Annotated in this window: 16 protein-coding genes and 1 pseudogene; 7 read left to right on the top strand and 10 right to left on the bottom strand. The window is 62.8% G+C overall.

Annotation, left to right across the window (positions count from 1 at the left end; all coding sequences use genetic code 11):
- Positions 1–12: 12 nt before the first annotated feature.
- The 8 genes from K6G35_RS17895 to K6G35_RS17860 form a co-directional block, all read right to left on the bottom strand.
- Positions 13–717, bottom strand: a complete 705-nt coding sequence (locus K6G35_RS17895; protein WP_035880821.1) for a 2OG-Fe(II) oxygenase — start codon at positions 715–717, stop codon at positions 13–15.
- Between the two features lie 14 nt (positions 718–731).
- Positions 732–1796, bottom strand: coding sequence for a bifunctional DNA-binding transcriptional regulator/O6-methylguanine-DNA methyltransferase Ada (ada, locus tag K6G35_RS17890; RefSeq protein WP_008641227.1), 1065 nt, complete (start codon positions 1794–1796; stop codon positions 732–734).
- 83 nt (positions 1797–1879) lie between these two features.
- On the bottom strand, positions 1880–2533 hold the full coding sequence (locus K6G35_RS17885; protein WP_035880823.1) for a DNA-3-methyladenine glycosylase family protein: 654 nt from the start codon (positions 2531–2533) through the stop codon (positions 1880–1882).
- Positions 2534–2535: 2 nt separating this feature from the next.
- Positions 2536–3093: a methylated-DNA--[protein]-cysteine S-methyltransferase gene (locus K6G35_RS17880; protein WP_008641229.1), complete on the bottom strand. Its 558-nt coding sequence runs from the start codon at positions 3091–3093 to the stop codon at positions 2536–2538.
- 42 nt (positions 3094–3135) lie between these two features.
- A complete protein-coding gene (locus K6G35_RS17875; RefSeq protein WP_008641234.1) occupies positions 3136–3327 on the bottom strand; it encodes a hypothetical protein in 192 nt (63 codons plus the stop codon).
- Between the two features lie 167 nt (positions 3328–3494).
- A complete protein-coding gene (locus tag K6G35_RS17870; protein WP_035880830.1) occupies positions 3495–4187 on the bottom strand; it encodes a 2OG-Fe(II) oxygenase in 693 nt (230 codons plus the stop codon).
- On the bottom strand, positions 4184–4438 hold the full coding sequence (locus tag K6G35_RS17865) for a hypothetical protein (RefSeq protein WP_008641236.1): 255 nt from the start codon (positions 4436–4438) through the stop codon (positions 4184–4186). The genes K6G35_RS17870 and K6G35_RS17865 overlap by 4 nt, the downstream gene beginning before the upstream one ends.
- Before the next feature lie 285 nt (positions 4439–4723).
- A complete protein-coding gene (locus K6G35_RS17860) occupies positions 4724–5191 on the bottom strand; it encodes an ester cyclase (protein ID WP_035880835.1) in 468 nt (155 codons plus the stop codon).
- 375 nt (positions 5192–5566) lie between these two features.
- Here K6G35_RS17860 and K6G35_RS17855 point away from each other — a divergent pair, with 375 nt between their 5' ends.
- Positions 5567–5857, top strand: a complete 291-nt coding sequence (locus K6G35_RS17855; protein ID WP_035880837.1) for a hypothetical protein — start codon at positions 5567–5569, stop codon at positions 5855–5857.
- Positions 5858–6160: 303 nt separating this feature from the next.
- Here the strand turns inward: K6G35_RS17855 and K6G35_RS17850 are convergent, their stop codons facing one another.
- Positions 6161–6877, bottom strand: coding sequence for a Crp/Fnr family transcriptional regulator (locus tag K6G35_RS17850; RefSeq protein WP_008641239.1), 717 nt, complete (start codon positions 6875–6877; stop codon positions 6161–6163).
- Positions 6878–6948: 71 nt separating this feature from the next.
- On the opposite strand from K6G35_RS17850, the gene K6G35_RS17845 reads away from it, so the two are divergent.
- From K6G35_RS17845 to K6G35_RS17820, 6 genes and pseudogenes are all read left to right on the top strand, one after another.
- Complete coding sequence (locus K6G35_RS17845) at positions 6949–7476, top strand: thiamine pyrophosphate-binding protein (protein ID WP_035880839.1); 528 nt, start codon at positions 6949–6951, stop codon at positions 7474–7476.
- Positions 7477–7486: 10 nt separating this feature from the next.
- Positions 7487–8080 (top strand): thiamine pyrophosphate-dependent enzyme, encoded by a 594-nt coding sequence (locus K6G35_RS17840; protein ID WP_008641241.1) that lies wholly within the window; start codon positions 7487–7489, stop codon positions 8078–8080.
- Entirely contained in the window at positions 8077–9723 is a 1647-nt protein-coding gene (locus K6G35_RS17835) for a GMC family oxidoreductase (RefSeq protein WP_431797521.1), read from the top strand. The genes K6G35_RS17840 and K6G35_RS17835 overlap by 4 nt, the downstream gene beginning before the upstream one ends.
- 119 nt (positions 9724–9842) lie before the next feature.
- On the top strand, positions 9843–11150 hold the full coding sequence (locus K6G35_RS17830) for an MFS transporter (protein ID WP_008641243.1): 1308 nt from the start codon (positions 9843–9845) through the stop codon (positions 11148–11150).
- A 139-nt stretch (positions 11151–11289) separates the two neighbouring features.
- Positions 11290–12440: pseudogene (locus K6G35_RS17825) on the top strand (porin).
- A gap of 315 nt (positions 12441–12755) precedes the next feature.
- Positions 12756–14186 (top strand): DUF1254 domain-containing protein, encoded by a 1431-nt coding sequence (locus K6G35_RS17820; RefSeq protein WP_495676826.1) that lies wholly within the window; start codon positions 12756–12758, stop codon positions 14184–14186.
- A gap of 90 nt (positions 14187–14276) precedes the next feature.
- On the opposite strand, the gene K6G35_RS17815 is transcribed toward K6G35_RS17820, so the two are convergent.
- Positions 14277–15770 carry a DUF1254 domain-containing protein gene (locus tag K6G35_RS17815; RefSeq protein WP_008641246.1) on the bottom strand — a complete coding sequence of 498 codons (1494 nt, stop codon included), beginning with the start codon at positions 15768–15770 and terminating at the stop codon, positions 14277–14279.
- Positions 15771–16009: the final 239 nt, after the last annotated feature.

The following is a 16009-nucleotide window of genomic DNA, read 5'->3' as shown; positions in this document are numbered from 1 at the left end:
GTCCCTTCTGCATCACGGTGCATCGTGGAACGACAGTTCCAGTCCAATGCGCTCGCCTTTGCGGACGCGGCTGATGGCGTGCTTGAGATTGACGCGATAGTAGCCCTTGGTACCCTTGAAGGGGCGTTCCGCCGTGGCGATGACAGCCGCATCGCCGATCCTGAGCGGCAACACTGCCGGGCGCGACTGCATGCGTGGGCGCTGCTCAGTCATCACGAACTCGCCCCCCTGGAAATCGACGCCCGGCTCGGACAGCACGGCGACGACCTGCATGGGAAACACCTGCTCGCCTTCATTGCGCTGATGCAGCAATACATGATCGTCGACGCCGAGCCGACTGAGGTGGGATTGCCCCCGCGTCTGGCCTGTCTTCCGATTGCGCCGCGAGAAGTCTTCCAGTTCGGCCGGATAGCGATGATCGACGCCCAGGGTCTCGTTCCAACGGTTGGCAACGATAACCAGACGACGATAGAGGGCGGTGCGCCACTGCTCCAGAGGCGCCGGCAGGTCCGAGCCGAAGACCAGCAATTCACCGCGCCCGAGGCCGCTGGATGCCAACGCCACACGTTCGGCACCAGACGCAGAGGTCAGCCGCGCCAGATCGCACGCCGCGTTGGCGTCTAACAGGCCGGGCAGCACGGCATAGCCTTCGGCATCGAGTTGCAGGCCGATGTCCACCCAATTCAGGCGATCGAGGGTTGCGTCGAACGCAGTCATGGGACACCTTTCCATCAAACCTGGGTTTCGCGGCGCAGCAGTTCGCGCTTGCGATCCACGCCCCAGCGGTAGCCGGCCAGATCGCCATCACGCCGCACGACGCGGTGGCAGGGAATAGCCACGGCGATGTGATTCGTGGCACACGCCTGGGCCACGGCGCGTACCGCCTTGGGTGAGCCGATGCGCTCGGCGATCTCGGCATAGCTCACGGTCGTACCCGGCGGGATCTCGCGCAGCGCGCGCCAGACGCGCTCCTGGAAGGCGGTGCCCTGCACGTCCAACGGCAGGTGCAGTCCCATCGCAGGCGCTTCGATAAAGCCCACCACCTGGGCAATCAACTGCTCGAATTCACCGTCGCAGCCGACGATCTCGGCCTTGCGGAATTGGTCTTGGAGGTCGCGCACCAGTCGGTCGGGATCGTCGCCCAGCAGGATTGCACAGATGCCGCGCTGGCTCTGCGCAACCAGAATGGCGCCCAGGGAACACTGGCCCACGGCGAAACGGATGACGGCACCGACACCACCGGAGCGATAATCCCGCGCGCGCATGCCCAGCAACTGGTCGGAGGCTTCGTAGAACCGGCTGTTTGAATTGAACCCGCTGTCGTAGATAGCGTTCGTGATGGACGCATCCGGGCTGCTCAGTTCTTCGCGCAGCTTGCGGGCGCGATAGGCCGAGCTGTAGGCCTTGGGCGTCAAGCCAGTTTCAGCCTTGAAGAGCCGATGGAAGTGAAACGGACTCATGCCGATTGCAGTCGCCAGATCATCAAGCTGAGGGGGCGTCTCCGATGCTTCAATCATGCGGCAGGCACGGGCCACCAATGCAGCGCGCTCGGCTGCCGCACTGGTCTGGTCAGCATGAGCACGGCGGCTGCTGCGGTAGCCCGCAGCCTCGGCGATTTCGGCCGAGTCGAAGAATTCCACGTTCTCGCGCTTGGGCAGCCGTGCCGACGAACTTGGCTGACAGTACACGCCCGTGGTGCGCACGGCGTAGACGAAATGGCCGTCGGCGCCTGCATCGCGCGCCTGTACGGCCGTCCAGCGATCGTCTTCCGTTTCGTAGGCAATGGTCGTCTTCATGGCAGAAGTCTCGTCATCATCAATCACGCAGCCAGAATACGCGGGCTTTCCATCGCAAGCACTCCGATTCTTGCGGCCGATATCTATCGACGGGGCAGGTGCCACAGATACCACGCGGCCACCGTCCGGAAAGGGCTCCAAGCCTCTCCGATCTCGCGCATCTGGCGCGGCGTGGGGGCCTTCTCCAGGCCCTTCAGGCGCCCATAGCCCTCCCGCACGCCGAAGTCGTCCACGGGCAGGACGTCGGAGCGCTCCAGCGAATAGATCAGGAACATCTCGACCGTCCAACGCCCTACGCCTCGCAGGGACGTCAGGCGTTCGATCAGCACAGTATCAGGCAGACGCCGGGCCTCTTCGAGGTTCGGCACAACGCCATCGACTGTAGCCTGGGCAATCCGCCGAATGGTGGCCAGCTTTTCTGCCGAGAAGCCGCAGGCGCGCTGCAATTCCGGGTCGCTGGCCAGCAACTGCTCAGGCGCCGGAAAAGACACGCCCGGGTAGAGCGCCAGCAGGCGGCCCAGGATGGCATCTCCCGCCCTGGCGTGCAGTTGCTGATAGGCAATTGCGCGCACCAGCGCCTCATAGGGCTCGCGTGCAGGCTTGGCCTCATGGCGACATGGTCCGATGGCGGCAATGTGGAGAGCCCAGTCGTCCAACTCGGACAGGAACTTGGCGGCCCGGTGGTAGGCACGCGGTGACAGGTCGGCGGCAATAGTCTTCGCATGAATTTCGCTCAAGATCAAAACCCCGGCAGCATGGCGGTCTGCGCCTGGGGCTGCATCTTCTTTGCCACCATCGCGTTCTCATGCTCCAGCAGCCAGCGCTTGCGGTGCAGGCCCCAGGCATAGCCCTTGAGGTCGCCATTGCTCGCAATGACGCGGTGGCACGGCACGATGATGGCGATCGGATTGGCGCCATTGGCCGCGCCGATCTCGATGGCCGCGCGCGGGTCGTCGAAACCCAGTTCCTTGGCTAGCTTGCCGTAGGTCGTGGTCGTGCCCACAGGGATGCGGCGCAGCGCGGCCCAGACCCGGCGCTGCAATTCCGAACCAGACGTCGCAGTCCGCAACACCTTCATCGCCTCCAGCTCGCCATGGAAGTAGCGGGCGAGTGCATCGGCAATCTCGGCCGGGGCAGGGATCTCAGTCAGTTCCACCTCGCCATAGTGCTCGCGCAGACCGCGATGCAGCCGTGCCTTGTGGTCGGCAAAGTCGAGCGCACGCACGACCTGCTGCGCATCGGTCACGAGCAGCATGACGCCCAGCGGCGAATCCAGTTGGCTGAGAAGCATCTTCATGATGCGCTCCTTGTTGAATGAGTCGAATGGCTCGTTCGTGGATCACTTCAGCCGCGTCACGCCGAACTTGCCAAAGAGGTAAGCCTCGCCACCTTCCAGATGCAGCTCGGTATCACCGTCATTGTTGATCCGCCATCGCGCTTCGCCGGTATCAACCAACGACTGACAATAGGCTTCGACTTGGCTGCGCGCGTCAGCCAACTGGCTCGGCAGTTCTGCGGAACTTATGTTCATAGGAAACCTCGGCTGCTGCTACCACCCCTCTAGTGAAGCCACGGCGGGAGGAAACGCTGTCGTCAGATCTGGCACATAAGGCAGCGCGAAGCCGCGTAGCACCACTGCGGCAGGACCGAGGCGGTGGTGCTCCGCTGTTCCCTCAAAGAGTTCGAGCGTTTCCATGCTCACCTCGCATCGTGAAAGATCAGCCCCACAGTGTGACGCTTGCCCCTGAGAATGCGGCTGACGCCATGCCGCATGGAGACTTTGCGAGCGCCACCCCGTCCCATCGCAGGCCGTTGATTCACGGTGAATGCCACCGCGTCACCCTTACGCAGCAAAACCACATCCGCGCGCTGGCCTTTTGTGGAACGCTCTGTCATGACGAACTCGCCGCCAGCGAAATCCTTGCCGGGCTCCGACAGCAGGATGGCCACCTGCAGCGGGAAAACGTGCTCGCCGTATAGGTCCTGGTGAAGACAGTTGTAGTCGCCCTCACCGTACTGAAGGATCAGCGGTGTCGGCCGGGTCTGGCCCGCCTGGTGGCACCGCTGCAGGAAGGCGGCCAGATCATCCGGGTATTGCACGTCGATGCCCAACTGCAGATTCCAGCGATTGGCAATCGGCGCTAGCCGGCGGTACAGCGCGTGGCGTAGCTGTTCGAGCAGCGGCGGTAACGGATAAGCGAAGTACTTGTACTCGCCGCGCCCGAATCCATGACGAGCCATGACGATCCGTGTGCGGTAGCCTTTCTCATTGGGGTAGAGTGCCGCGAGTGCATCGCATTGCTCCACCGTAAGAAGGCCAGGCAGCACGGCGTTTCCATAAGCATCGAGCGAACTCCCGATGCTTATCCAGTCGTAGGCCTCGGGTGTCATGGAATAGCCTGCTGCAACGTTTCGTAGAAGCGTATCGGGCTTCGCTCGAATGGTGAGCCGGAATCCGCCAGGACATCCAATCTCGCGGCCTGCTCGATGTCCAAATCGAGAAGACGCAACACGAAGTCTTCAAGTCGCATTCCATCAAGGCGCGACGTGGAGACATCCTGCGGCGGTAAGCCCTGCTTCACCGCCGTCACCCAAGCCAGCAGTGATTGCGCAACAGGGTCGGGGCTTGCAGTCTTAGTCATGGTGCAGATCCATCGAAGTAGGGGTAAAGCAAACAAGAGCGCCAGCCATGAGAGGCTGGTGTTGATGGAATGCCGCCCGCCTCACAAAGCGAAGGTAATCCAAATGTACTGCCGAACTTGATTCACTACGCTCCGTTTCCTGCGGTGTAATTCGGAAGATCGCGCAAATAGAATACGTGCTCGCAAATGAAGTAGGCCCGCAAGCATTGCGGGCCTACTTGTGCCGATTGGGAGTGTCGTTCCGCACCAGACAGGCGCGGAACGACATGCCTCATTGAGTGCTCATCAAGCGTCGCCGTTCTTTGTGGTGGCCTTGATGAGACCGAGTTGCGTCAGCGCGGTAACGCCATCGTCCAGTCCGCGCTCCTCCACGATCTTGCCGTCGATCACCTTCAGTACCGTGGTGCCGGTGAAGTGCATCTTGCGTCCAGTTGCAGCAGGCAGGCCACCGATCAGGAAGTCATCGTGCGCCGGGCCGGTGTGCGTGCCACCACCTTCCCATTGGCCAATCACGTAGTCGCCTTCCGCGATCAGGTCGGCAGTGCCCCAGAAGTTGAGGTCGGGGAACGCCTTGCGGAAGTCGGTCATGAACGCCCTGATGTCCGCGCGGCCGCGACGGGGCTCATGCAGCGAATAGTGAAGCAGCATGTCGGGAGCGGCGATTTCGTCGATGACCGCAAGATTGGGAGTCTTCCCCCAGAATTCTGTGAACCACCGGCCGACGACGGCCTTGTTGTCGTCTTCTTTGCTCATTTGGAATCCTCATAGATAGTTTCGGAAGATCAACGAAACCGCTCGATGATCTGAGCGAAAGCGTAGACAACGTGTCGCGATTCAAAACTCCGGTTCTTGCGACGAAGTTCGGAGGGGTTCTACGACACGCGCCGCGCAACTCGAGGATTTTTTTGTAGTGCAGTGCGCGTGGCGACTACCGCCTTGATCTGACTTTGGTGTTCCTGCTGAAGTTAAAAATGGCACCGCAAGGGGTTGAGCATTTTCTAGCGCAAGAAACAGAGAGCGCCATCGAAGGCGGATCACTACTCTTCGTTCCAGGCGAGACATACAACGTCTCGCTTCCACGAGTCAGGCGCGTCACCGGCCTTTGGCTGGACGCAAGGGGAGTCCGTCATGTCCATTCGTTTGATCCAGCCAGGTGCATTCGCCGATCGCGGCGACGTTTGGATGCGTGACCAGTTGGCCCGCCTCACGCAAAAGCATGCGCAGTTCGGGAGGCACCACCGGTTCGACGCCGATGCGCTGCTGGCAAGATCGGCACGTATTGCCAGAGAGGCAAGTGCGGCAGCAGCGCCCGCCGCGTCGAAGATCTCTACGGGCGACCGCCTTCGGCGAGCGACGATTGAAGCTATCGAACATTGCTCGCGACTGGATGGTCATGCAGCAGCCACCGTCGCACATTGAGTGTCACGTGAGATCGCTTCTGGACTCGAGCACTGGTAGCGCAGACAAGGCTCGCCATTCCCAGCGAGTTCTTTCTTATTCACCGGCCCGGCTCGACTACGCATGGCGACAGATGGAAGGCTGAAGTAGAGCCGATTTCGGTCCGTGGAATGGGCTGTCTTGAGCGACAGGGGCTGGCCGGAAAGCGCCTGTCGAGCCCGCGCTCCGCAACCCGTCGCCGCCGTTCGCAAGCAGGTCACGGAATGGCGGTTCCGCCGCTGAATTCAGTCACTCGCGATCCATCGCTATCGCTGGAAGCCGCTCTCACATTTCTGTAGCGATCGCGCTCAACGCCGCCAAGTCGAGAATCAGGAAATGCGAATAGGTGATGCGGATGATGCCGTCGCGTTCGAGTTGCTTGAGTTCCTTGTTCACGATGGGCCGCGAGCGGCCCACCATGTCGGCAAATTCATCCTGGGACAGCTTCAGGGAAATCGACACCCCGTCTGTCCGTGGCATGCCGTACGGGTCAACCATATGGAGCAACGTACGCGCACAGCGCGCGCGCAGCGTGGCTAGCGAACTCTCGGCAAGATTCAGGTATGTGAGGCGGGAGCGCAGGCAAAGCAGTCGCATGAGCGCCAGCGCCAGCCCGGGCTCGCTGGCCAGGGTGCGCTGGACCAACGTCTTGCCGAGCAGCAGGACAACGGTCTCTTCGTGAGCCACGGCGTCATGGATGGCACCTTGCTCATCCAGCACCGGGATCAGGTTCATCAACTGGCCCGGCTCCAGATAGCGCGCCACATGCCGCTTGCCGGTCTGTGTGGTGGCGCTGACTTCCAGCACGCCATCGACGATCAGGCAGAGGTGCCCCACCGGCTCTCCCCGGCGGGTCAGGACCTCACCGCGCTTCAGCACTTGGACCTGTCCTTCCTCCAGCAGCGTTTCTAGTGTTTCCGGCCTGCAGGTGCTGAACCAGCCTGTGCGATTCAGTACGGCGGAGGCGAGGGCGCGGTGCGAGGGCCGAACGGATTCTGTCATGTTTTTTACAGATTTCGGAGGGGCGCGTTCCTAGAATCGCCGGCACATTCATAAATATCCAGGAGACAGCAATGGCCGAGGATCTTGGCATCGGCGCATCCGCTTATCTTGCCGCATTGCGGGGGGCGGGCGTCAGCCATTTTGTCACAGTGCCGGATTTCGTCCAGCTTGCACTGCATCAGGCCGTGGAGCGCGGCGAAGGCGGGATGGAGCTGGTCCGTACGTGCAACGAGGACCAGGCCGTCTGCGTGGCGGCCGGCCTGACGATTGCCGGAAAGCGGCCGCTTGTGGTGATCCAGAACCAGGGTCTCTACGCATGCGTCAACACCATCCGCGCCGTGGCGCTCGATGCACGCATTCCTACCGTCTTCCTGATTGGCCAGTTCGGCCGGGAGACAGACAACTTCGGCCAGCCGAGCACGCAGTCGCGCCGGCGCGTCGTCAACCTGCTGGAACCGCTGCTGGACGCCATTGATGTGCCGTATTGGCAACTCGAACAGCTCTCCGACCTGGAGGCCGTGGCGGCCGCCTATGACGCGGCGCAGAGCCGTCGGGGCGCCGCGGCGCTGATCGTCGGACGCCCCGTGGCGTGGCATTGAAGGAGAGCACATGCGAATCGTGGAAGCCTGCAAGGCAATCGCACAGGCGCGCGGCGAGCGCGTGATCGTGGCGACGATGGGGGCGATGTTCGCCTTCGACATGCTCGGCGTGACCGAACGCCGCCTGAGTTCGGTGCCGCTGATGGGCGGCGCCGCGAGTCTCGGTCTGGGGCTGGCGCTCGCGCGGCCAGGCCACGGCGTGATCGTGGTCGATGGCGACGCCAGCCTGCTGATGCAACTCGGCGGACTGGTCACCGTCGCCGATGCCGGAGCCACCAACCTGATCCACTTTGTGGTGCAGAACGGCGCCCAGTTCGCCGGTGCCTCCAACCTTCCCGTGCCGGGCGGTCATGACGTGGATTTCCGCGCCATGGCGCTCGCCGCCGGCTACGCGAGTGCGCACAGTTTTGGCGACGCGGAAGCGCTTGGTCAGGCGATGCCCGCGTTGCTCGACGCCAAGGGGCCCGTATTCGTCGTGTTGAAGACCGAGCCCGAGGCCCCGCAGTTCGGCCCCGAGAAGCCGCAGCCGGAGTTGCCGGATCGGCAGTTCCAGCGCATGGGCGCCGAGGCGGAGCAACTCGGCGTCTGGTACGCCGCGCATTGAAGGGGGATGACGTGACTTCCCAGGTTGCAGATACGTACGATTACATCGTGGTCGGTGCCGGCTCGTCCGGCGCGACGCTGGCCTCCCGCCTTGCCGAGCGTGGCCGGGGCAAGGTGCTGCTGCTCGAAGCCGGTGCACCGCGCGACAAGGATTTCTGGGTGACGGTGCCGCTCGGTGTTGCCAAGCTGTTGCTCAACCCTGACTACGTCTGGCCTTTCCAGACAGAGGCCCAGCCGCAGCTTGCCGGACAGAAAATCTACTGGCCGCGCGGCCGGCTGCCCGGTGGCTCGAGTTCGGTGAACGGCATGATTTTCGTGCGCGGTGAACCCGCCGAGTTCGACCATTGGGCCGCGCTAGGCAACCAGGGCTGGGATTACGCGTCGCTGCTGCCGTACTTCAAGCGCCTGGAGAACACAGCGTGCGGCCAGGACGAGTCACGCGGCCGTAGCGGGCCGATCAGCGTGTCGTCGGTGTCGAAGGTCCATCCGAACCCGCTCAGCGATGCCTTCGTGCAGGCGTGCCAGCAAGCTGGCATTCCGGCGGCCAGCGACTACAACGGTGGGGTCTATGAGGGCGTGAGCTACCTGCAACTGTCGACTGGTGGCGGCCGGCGTTGCAGCACGGCCGTCGGCTACCTGCGCGGCAGGCCGCAGGCCAATCTTGTGCTCGCGACGGAGGCGCTCGGGACGCGCGTGCTCTTCGATGGACAGCGTGCCGTCGGCGTGGAGTACGAGCAAGGTGGCATTCAGCGCCGCGCCATGGCGACGTGTGAAGTCATTCTCAGTGCGGGCCCGATCAAGTCGCCGCAACTGCTTGAACTCTCTGGCATCGGTGACGCGGCGCGTCTGCAGGCGCTGGGCATCCCGGTACGCCATCATTTGCCCGGTGTTGGGGAGAACCTGATCGACCACCTGCAGGCACGCATCACATTCGAATGCACAAAGCCGATCACGCTCAACGAGATCGTGCGAAGCCCGCTGCGGCAGGGCTGGATGGGCATGCGCTATCTGATGACCCGGCGCGGCATCATGGCCACGCCGTCGGCGACAGTCCACGCGCTGGCGCGCACGCCGGGCTTGCCCGACCGGCCGGCGGTCAAGATCCAGCTTCACCACCTGACCGGCGCCGACCGCTACGCCGGAAGGGGCTTCGGACTCGATCCGTTCCCCGGTTTCGCGGTGGGCTTCTTCCAGTTGCGGCCAGAGTCGCGCGGTCATCTCCATATCCGAAGCACCGATCCGCATGAGGCGCCCGTGATCGAGCCGCGCTATCTCGATACCGAAGGCGACAGGCAGGCGATGCTGGACGCGCTGCGGCTATCGCGCAAGGTATCGCAGCAGCAGGGGCTTTCTGGCTACGTGGCGCGCGAGACCCGGCCCGGGGCCGATGTGCGCGATGACACGGGTCTGCTGGACTACATCAAGGCTTCGGGGCAAACGTCCTGGCATCCGATCGGCACCTGCAAGATGGGCAACGATCCGATGTCCGTGGTGGACAGTCAGCTCCGCGTGCACGGCGTGGCTGGCTTGCGCGTTGTGGATTCTTCCATCATGCCGACCATGTGCTCGTCGAACACCAATGCGGCGTCAATCATGATCGGCGAGAAGGCGGCCGACATGATTCTTGACGCCGCCCGTAGCTAATCCGGACCGAAAAAACGGCAGCAATCCCGGCATCCGTGCCACGCGATCGGGGCGCATTCAGCGATAACAGGCCGCGTCAAGACGGCCACTGCATCCCAACCTAATATCTCGGAGACAACATGAGCCCTATCTACGAGCCCGCGCGAGCGTGGCGAACGGCGGTCCTGCTGTTCCTGTTCATGGTGGTGAACTTCCTGGACAAGATCGTTATCGGTCTGCTGGCCGTGCCCATGATGGAGTCGCTGCAGCTGACGCCTTCGCAATTCGGGCTTGTGGCCAGCAGCTTCTTCTGGGTGTTTGCCGTCGCAGGCATCGCGGGCGGCTTCATGGCCAATCGCGTCGCCACGACGACGATGCTGCTGGTCATGGCGCTGGCATGGTCGGTGTTCCAGATTCCGCTGGCGATGTCGACGAGCCTGGCCGTGCTGATCCTGTCGCGCGTACTGCTGGGCATTGCAGAAGGTCCGGCGTTCCCCGTGGCCGTGCATGCGGCCTACAAATGGTTTCCCGACGATCGGCGCAACGTGCCGGTGGCGTTCTTCTCGCAAGGCGGCAGTGTTGGGCTGCTGATTGCCGGTATTGCGATTCCGCAGATCACGCTGCATTGGGGCTGGCGGGCGAATTTCTACGTGCTGTCTGCTGTCGGCCTGATCTGGGCATTGCTGTGGCTGGCGCTTGGCCGCGAGGGACGCATCGATACAAGGCACTCCAACGGGACTTCCGCGGGAGCTGAAGACCGTTTGCCCTATGCACGGCTGCTCTCGGATCCCACCGTGATCGCCTGCTTCCTGCTGCATTTCGTTGCCTACTGGGGTCTCGCGTTGACGCTGACATGGCTGCCAGCCTATCTGGAGCGAGGGCTCGGCTACTCGGGCATCCAGGCGGGGCGCCTGTATGCGGTGATCGTCGCGATCAGCATGCCGACAGTCATCGGCTGTTGCTGGCTCGCCCAGCGGATGCTCAAGCGCGGTGTGACATCGCGCGCCGCCCGCGGCTTCTTCTCCGCCGCCACGCTGTTGCTGGCAGGGGGCGCGTTTATCGCCCTGTGGGCGACGGACCTTGCGCCGATCTGGCGCGTGGCGCTGATCGGCGTGGCCGTCGGCGTTTCCCCGACGATCTATTCATTGGGCCCCGCCATGCTCGCGGAAGTAACGCCCGGGGCGCAGCGTGGCGCCATCCTCGCCATCGACAACTCCATCGCTTCCGTTGCGGGCGTGCTGGCACCGCTGGTATCGGCGTTCTTCATCGAGGGCATTGCTGGCGCCGCAGGCTATCAGGCCGGCTTTGCTTTCTGCGGCGCGCTGATGGTGGTGGGCGGCATCCTGGGCGCCCTGGCGATCAACCCGGAGAAATCGCTACGCGTGCTGCGCGGACGGGAAACGGCAACCCGTACCTCGGGGCGTGGCGCACGATCGGCCGCAGGCTGACGTGGACCGATCAAACCAACTCGTCAGGCAAGAGTTGTAGCACCCGGGCATTCAGATGCCCGTCAATGCCGTCACGTCTGATGTAACGGGCGGCGGCGATCAACAACCCAAAAATGGGGAGACAGGAGTGAGGAAGTCAATGATTGCGCTGGCAGCGATGCTGGCCGGTACGGGAGGCGCGCACGCACAGTCGAGCGTGACGCTATATGGCGTGGCGGATGTGAACGTCGAGTATGCCAACCATGTCGGCGTCGTGCCGACGGCGGGCAATGGCTTCAATCCGGGGCCGTCGCATGACGTGGTTCGCATGGACTCCGGCGGCTATGCCGGATCGCGCTGGGGATACGCGGTACGGAAGCGCTGGGCGGTGGGACGTCCGCCTTGTTTGTGCTGGAGAGCGGCTTCAACCTTGATACGGGCACGATGCAGCAGGGTGGCCGTCTGTTCGGACGGCAGGCTTTCGTTGGCTTGGCGTCGCCATATGGCCAGGTGACGTTGGGCCGGCAGTACACCTCCATGTTCGAGGCGCTCGCCAACTTCGTGCCGATGGCCTATGCCACGCAATACGAGCCCGTCGCCTTTATGGCGGGGGCCAATTTCCGTGAGGACAACACGGTGAAGTACACGGGCCAGTTCGGCCCGGTGACCGCGCTGGCGCACTGGTCGTTCGGCACCGGCCTGGCCCTGCCGGCGACGGTGGGCGTGGCCACACCTATCGGCGGCAATGGTGAGGTGCCTGGGCAGTTCCGGCGTGACTCGGCGTATGGTGCGGCACTGGTCTATGGCACGGGGCCGTTCGCCGTGACGGCGGGCTATGACCAGTTCAATCCCACGATCGCCTCGGGTATCGGTACGGTCAAGAAGGCGTCGGTCGCCGGCAGCTATGCATTCGGCCCGACACTCAAGATCATGGGCGGATACCGTTGGGGCCAGAACAAGGGCCAGGCCGGTAACCTGATCCAGCGCGACGACTACTACTGGGCGGGCGCGACCTATCAGGCCACCCAGGCCATTTCACTGTCGGTCGAATACAACTACGACAACCTCAAGAACCTGTACGGCAATACCCAGTTGGCCAATCCGTGGCAGATCGCACTGATTTCCGACTACGCATTCTCCAAGCGGACCGACGTGTACCTGACGGCGGCCTATGCGAAGAATGCCGGCCTGACGCTCGATTCGGTGGCCAACGTCTACGCCACCTCGCTGTCGCTGGGGACAAGCTACGCGTTGGCCAACGGCCAGAACTCGATGCTTGGCGTGGCCATGGGCGTGCGGCACAAGTTCTGACGGGGAACGATTTCTCCGCTTCCCCAAGGGCGTTGCTGGCGCTGGCGGGGAGTTTCCGGGACCACGGGGGCTGTTGGCCTCGTGGTCCATTTTCATGGTGAGGACGGCGCCTGTTCCTGTGTCTTTTTAGATGTTTCAGGAACCGATATGAATTCTTTGATCGGGTAGTCACCGGCCGAACGGATTGCTGCACGATATCCGGCGTCATGTCAGTGCACCGCGCGCCGGCTCCAGTCCATTGGCGCCTCTTGAATCGGGCGGACGCGGATACGCACCTGGCCCCACTCATGCAAAGTCCAAATCATGGAGAACGCGATGACCGTTGCGCGAAATATTCTGGCGAGTCTTGTGATAGGCGTCGTGGCGAGCGCATCCGCGCCGGCGGCCGTCGCAAAGGACTGGCCGGACCCACTGCTGGAAACCGCAGGCACGCCGGAGAACGTTGCAAAGGGTGAGGAATACGACGCCTACCAGCTTGGCCTGTCGGCCTACGTCTGGGGCTATCCGCTCGTCCGGATGGAACGCGTGGCGCGTGAATATACCGATGTACCCAATCCAAAGCCGGCTACGAGCTATCGCGCCCCGTTGAACCGCATCGGCTGGGCGCGCGAACTGGCGACGCCGTCCGCGTTGGACATGCCCACGGCGAACAATGACACCACGTACCTGAGCGCGGTGGTCGACCTGTCCAGCGGGCCTTACATCCTGTCCGTCCCGGAGGTGGGCAACCGCTACTACGTCGTGGATGTCTTCAATATGTGGCAGGAACTGCAGCACTACATTGGCCGCCGTTCCACCGGAACGAAGGCTGCGCGATACGCGCTGGTGCCACCCGGATGGAAGGGAACGCTGCCGGCAGGCGTCAAGCGGCTGGACGTGGCGACGAACAAGGTCTGGCTCTGGGGCCGCATGCGCGTATCGGCTGGCGAGGACATGAAGAAGATCCACGCGCTCCAGGATGCTTTTGATCTTCGGCCGCTATCGGCGCTGGGTCAGAAAAACTGGCAGGCCCCCAGCGCAACGCTGGCACCGCTGCCCGACATTGGCAGCGATCCGCTTGGTTTCTATCGTCAGCTGGCCGCAGCCCTGAAGGACAACCCCGTCCGCACGGAAGACAAGGCGCTTGCCGAGCAGTTTGCGCGGATCGGCCTGACGGCCAAGGGATTCGATCCAGGCAAGCTCACCGAGAATCAGCGCAAGGGCCTGCTTCGCGCCATCAATGATGGCCCCTTCATTCCGGTCTCCGCGGTGTCCCAGGCTTCGCAAGTCCGGCAGGGGTGGAACTATGTGCGAGGGATGGACAGCTTCGGGTATGACTACCCACTGCGGGCGGTCGTGGCTGGCCCGTACCTTGGAGGGCAGGGCGAGAAAGAGGCCGTCTATCCGATCCGCTATACGGATAGCGACAGCAAACCGCTCGATGGCGCCAATGACTATGTTGTCAAGTTCTCGGGCGAGCCGCCCAACAACGCCTTCTGGTCGCTGACGATCTACGACGCCAAGACCAAGATGCTGATCGAGAATCCGCTGAACCGCTACAAGTTCGGCAGTGATACGCCGGGCATCCGCAAGAACGGCGACGGCAGCTTCTCGGTTACCGTGTCGCCGCGCAAGCCGGCGGAGGGCACCAACTGGTTGCCGTCGCCGAGCGGCCCCTTCTACGCGATCCTGCGCATCTATCAACCGAAGGAGGAGGTCATTTCCGGCGCGTGGAAATTGCCGCAGATGGATCGCGTGGGGAAGTAACGGCGTTCAATGCCGGCCGCTGATTGAATGTGAACGGGCCGCAGTTCAACTGCGGCCCGTTCCTCGTGCGGCGACATCGGGCTGAGGCACCTAGCTGTTGACGACTTCAAAGTCCGGCAGCTTGAAGGTCTTCTTGTTCAGGGCCTCCGTCGCACCATAGAAGCGCATCGTGGGCATGGGCCGTTTGCCCTCGGTCGGTATCCAGTTCGATTCCAGTCCTGCCGGCGGCTTCGGTCCCACGTAGAGGGTCACGCCGCCATCGGAGTTTCGCTTCATCTTGTCGAGATCGTACGAAGACAGCGTTGTACGATTGGTGTCGCTGTAGATGAACGAGAAAGTGGCGCGATCGTAGACGGTCAGCGCCCAGAACTGCTTGACGGGCATGTCTGGCGGGACGTTCAGCTTGTAGAGCTTGCCCGCTTCGAGCATCTTGCCGTCCTTGTCCGAGAGCGCAATCAGATACTGCGTCGCCGGTGCATCGGTGAGCACCTTTGGCATATAGGTGCACCAGAAGTACTCGGCGGCGCGTTCGATCAGGTCGATGCGGTCATCATAGGTGAAGGTGAACTTTCGGTTGGCATCGCTCTGTAGCAAAGAAACATAGTGACGGTCTGGCCAGTAGACACGCTTTACCATCTCGGTGTCGAACCAATGCTGCAGGAAGAACCAGGCGTCGATAGCGGCCTGGCGCATCGCTCGCTTGGCAGTAGCGTCTGGCGTGAAGGGCTTGCCTTTCTCAATGCCCAGGGACGTCAGCATGCCCATCATCACCTTGTCCTGCTCCTTCACCGGCTCCACGCTCATAATTTCGTGCATGTCCTCGAAATGCCGCTCATCGTAGAAAGGGAGCGTGGCATAGCGCTGGTCAGCAGGATCGACGAAGCGCTGCCGAGGAGGGTTCGCGGCCTCGGAGTAGTAGTACAAGCGCAGCTTCTGCGCGTAGTGATAGGCATCTTCGACTGACTTCCCGGGAGCGCGTACGGACCGGAAGGCCAGGGCAATTCGGTAGTTGGGTGAGGCAACGTGGATGTAGCCCTTCGGGATGGCACCCTTGTAGCCGGGTGGTGTGAAGAGATACTTGCCGCCCTTGCCCTTGTCGAGCCCGGACGGTCCGACATCCGCAATCGTGAATTGCCACGCGTCGACGACCTGGCCGTACAGGCTGCCATCTGCACTGGCCTCTGGCACTTCCAGTACAGCGGGCCCCTTGCGCAGGTCCGTATAGGCGGCGATGTAGGGTGTCGAGCTGTTGGCGGTCAATGCCTCCAGCTTCGGCGTTGCCGCCGCTGAGTAAGCAATGATGTCATTGTCTTTGAGGCCGAGATCCGTGAATGCCGCCCGACGGAACGAATAGATTGCGATCGCGGGCATGTTCCAAAGCACAGCCTCAAAAGCGCGGTGGTATTTGATCTGGTAGTCGAAGTCCTTGACAGAGGGGGTCGCCCCCTGAGGTGGCTGACCGCCCAGCGGCTCCCGCGCGCCACGTGCATGGGATGGGGCTGCAGGCTGCGCTTCGGCCGCTGTGGCAGCGGTGGCTGACAGGGCTCCGGCTGCCGAGGAGATGAGAAATTCGCGTCGATCCATGGTTGGCTCTTTCCGTGCGGGGAACTGAAAGTCGTGGGCGACGCGCATTTGGTAACGGGACCGTCGACGCCACGGGATGCCTTATGGTGCAACGCCATACGCGGCCCGCGAATTCAATCTTTTTACACGCGATCTGAAAGATTACTTGTCGCAGGATTTCGTGTGGGGGCTGGCGCAAGGGAGATCCTCCTGCGCCCCCGGTAATCCATTTCTCTCGCGAGCCGTCCCGGCACAACCGG

Source organism: Cupriavidus sp. HY129, assembly GCF_059492215.1.
This window is presented reverse-complemented; position numbering and strand designations above follow the sequence as displayed.

Coding starts and splice junctions, on each gene's coding strand:
- K6G35_RS17895 (WP_035880821.1), bottom strand. CDS start 717: ATGACTGCGTTCGACGCAACCCTCGATCGCCTGAATTGGGTGGACATC.
- ada (WP_008641227.1), bottom strand. CDS start 1,796: ATGAAGACGACCATTGCCTACGAAACGGAAGACGATCGCTGGACGGCC.
- K6G35_RS17880 (WP_008641229.1), bottom strand. CDS start 3,093: ATGAAGATGCTTCTCAGCCAACTGGATTCGCCGCTGGGCGTCATGCTG.
- K6G35_RS17875 (WP_008641234.1), bottom strand. CDS start 3,327: ATGAACATAAGTTCCGCAGAACTGCCGAGCCAGTTGGCTGACGCGCGC.
- K6G35_RS17870 (WP_035880830.1), bottom strand. CDS start 4,187: ATGACACCCGAGGCCTACGACTGGATAAGCATCGGGAGTTCGCTCGAT.
- K6G35_RS17865 (WP_008641236.1), bottom strand. CDS start 4,438: ATGACTAAGACTGCAAGCCCCGACCCTGTTGCGCAATCACTGCTGGCT.
- K6G35_RS17860 (WP_035880835.1), bottom strand. CDS start 5,191: ATGAGCAAAGAAGACGACAACAAGGCCGTCGTCGGCCGGTGGTTCACA.
- K6G35_RS17855 (WP_035880837.1), top strand. CDS start 5,567: ATGTCCATTCGTTTGATCCAGCCAGGTGCATTCGCCGATCGCGGCGAC.
- K6G35_RS17850 (WP_008641239.1), bottom strand. CDS start 6,877: ATGACAGAATCCGTTCGGCCCTCGCACCGCGCCCTCGCCTCCGCCGTA.
- K6G35_RS17845 (WP_035880839.1), top strand. CDS start 6,949: ATGGCCGAGGATCTTGGCATCGGCGCATCCGCTTATCTTGCCGCATTG.
- K6G35_RS17840 (WP_008641241.1), top strand. CDS start 7,487: ATGCGAATCGTGGAAGCCTGCAAGGCAATCGCACAGGCGCGCGGCGAG.
- K6G35_RS17830 (WP_008641243.1), top strand. CDS start 9,843: ATGAGCCCTATCTACGAGCCCGCGCGAGCGTGGCGAACGGCGGTCCTG.
- K6G35_RS17820 (WP_495676826.1), top strand. CDS start 12,756: ATGACCGTTGCGCGAAATATTCTGGCGAGTCTTGTGATAGGCGTCGTG.
- K6G35_RS17815 (WP_008641246.1), bottom strand. CDS start 15,770: ATGGATCGACGCGAATTTCTCATCTCCTCGGCAGCCGGAGCCCTGTCA.